Raw genomic sequence first — 1,965 nt, 5'->3', positions numbered from 1 at the left:
CCGCCATGCCGGGATAAATGGTTTCGTGCGGACTCGCACGCGGTTGCTGCAGAAGCAGGAGGATGTGCCATGGCCGATGACGCCCGGCAATCGCTACCTGATCTAGCGCAACCGGCCCCAACGGAGGCGGAGCCGCTGTCGGAGGGGTACGACTTCTTCGAGCTGCTGCGCCGGCTGGAGCAGCGACGGGGTCTGTTCGGCCATTCGGGAACCGCGGAGCGCGAGCCGGCAAGGCTCGGCCAGCATGTGCGCCTGAGCTTCTCGGCCAGGGACGTGGTCAAATTCCAAGATGCGGGCGAAAAGGCTCCGGCGCGGGTGACCCTCGCCAATCTCGGCCTGCTCGGGCCGGAAGGGCCGATGCCGCTGCATCTGACGCGCTGGGTGCTCGACCGGCTGTCGCAACGCTGGTTCACCGGTGCCGACGCCGAGCAGACCAGCGACACGACCTTCGTCGACTTTGTCAACATCCTGCAGCACCGCATGATCGCGCTCTACTATCGCGCCTGGGCGGACGCGCATCCGGCGGTGCAGATCGAACGTTCGGTCGGCGGTCGTGTCCGCGCCATGCTGGAAGCCATGGCCGGCATCGGCCTTCCCGGCACGCAGGACCCCGAGCTCGACACGGTTCGGCTGCGCCAGGCCGGATCGCTGGCGAACCAGGTCGACGGCGCGGAGCGGCTGACGCTGTTCCTCGCCACCGCCTTCAAGGTGCCGGTTGAGATCAAGGAATTCGTCGCCGCCTGGATCGCCATTCCGAAGGCGCTGCAGAGCCAAGTCGGCAAGGCCTATGCGGCGCTGGGGCGCGGGGCCACGATCGGCCCGCGCGTCTTCAGCCGGCAGAGCCGCATCGAATTGCGCGTCGGCCCGCTCAGCCTCGACGATTTCAAGTCGTTCCTGCCTGGAGAACGGAGGCTTGTCCTGTTCAAGAAGGCGGTGCGCGACATGATCGGCGAAGCCCTTGATGTCGACCTCAGGATCGTGCTCGCGCGCGACGCCGTGCCGGCGCCCAAGATGGGAACGATCCAGCTCGGCCGGACCTCATGGCTCTCGCGCCCCACCGAAATGGGAGACGCCGACGATCTCAGGCTGCGCACCATCGTCGGTTGGCGGCCGGACATGGCGGAGGCAGCCTGATGAGCCTGCTTCTGACCCTGGAACAAGGTCCGCGCTCGCAGGTGGTCAGGCAGACCCGGCTGGACGAGGGCGAGTTGGTGATCGGCCGCAGCGCCGATGCCGGCTGGCAGATCGACGACCCGGACATGTTCGTCTCACGCGCGCACTGCAAGATCAGCGGCGGCCGCGACGGCTATTTTGTCACCGACACGTCGAGCAGTGGATTGTTCATCGACGACTCCGACAGCCCGCTCGGAACCGGCAGGTCGACGCGCTTGCAAAGCGGCATGCGGCTGCGCATGGGCGACTATGTGCTCCATGTTGAGATCCAGCCGGGCGCCGGCCACACCTCGATCGGCCAGGCGCCGATCGCCAATGCTGTGCCGGCATGGCCGTCGCCACAGGCGCGGACGCCAGCCAATATCGGCGGCGACGATTTCTTCTCGGCCAAGGCCGAGGAGGAGCCGCAGCGGCCGCGCCCGGCCGGGCTGCCCGATCCGTTCGAGCAGCCTGTGCCCGGAGCTTACGATCGCGCTTCGAACCAGCGCAGCTCGCCGGCCTTCGACGATCCGTTCAGCCTCGATCCGGTGGCGACGCCGACCTCGAACGACGAGCCCGCCACCGGCCGAGCGGACCCGTTCGGCTTTGGCGACATGCCAGCGCGCAACGACATGCCCGAGCCCCCGCCCAAAGCCGCCGGCTTCGACGATTTCAGCTTCGGGCCAGCCGCGACGCCCGCTTCCGGCCACGGTGCCGATCCAGCCGATCGCTTCGAGCGGCCGGCCGAGAAGCCGAAGGCCGCCCGTCCCTGGGAAATACCGGCGCAGGCGCCCCAACCCCCTACTCCGCAAC

Annotated in this window: 2 protein-coding genes; both read left to right on the top strand. The window is 68.2% G+C overall.

Features of this window, described 5'->3' with window-relative positions:
* Window positions 1-69 precede the first annotated feature (69 nt).
* On the top strand, window positions 70-1,134 hold the full coding sequence (gene tssG / locus EOA24_RS35980; RefSeq protein WP_126079270.1) for a type VI secretion system baseplate subunit TssG: 1,065 nt from the start codon (window positions 70-72) through the stop codon (window positions 1,132-1,134).
* On the top strand, window positions 1,134-1,965 hold an 832-nt coding region (locus tag EOA24_RS35975), incomplete at its 3' end, for an FHA domain-containing protein (RefSeq protein WP_127410703.1). The genes tssG and EOA24_RS35975, both read left to right, overlap by 1 nt.

The sequence above is a fragment of the Mesorhizobium sp. M2A.F.Ca.ET.039.01.1.1 genome, assembly GCF_003998035.1.
GTDB lineage: Bacteria > Pseudomonadota > Alphaproteobacteria > Rhizobiales > Rhizobiaceae > Mesorhizobium.
This window is presented reverse-complemented; position numbering and strand designations above follow the sequence as displayed.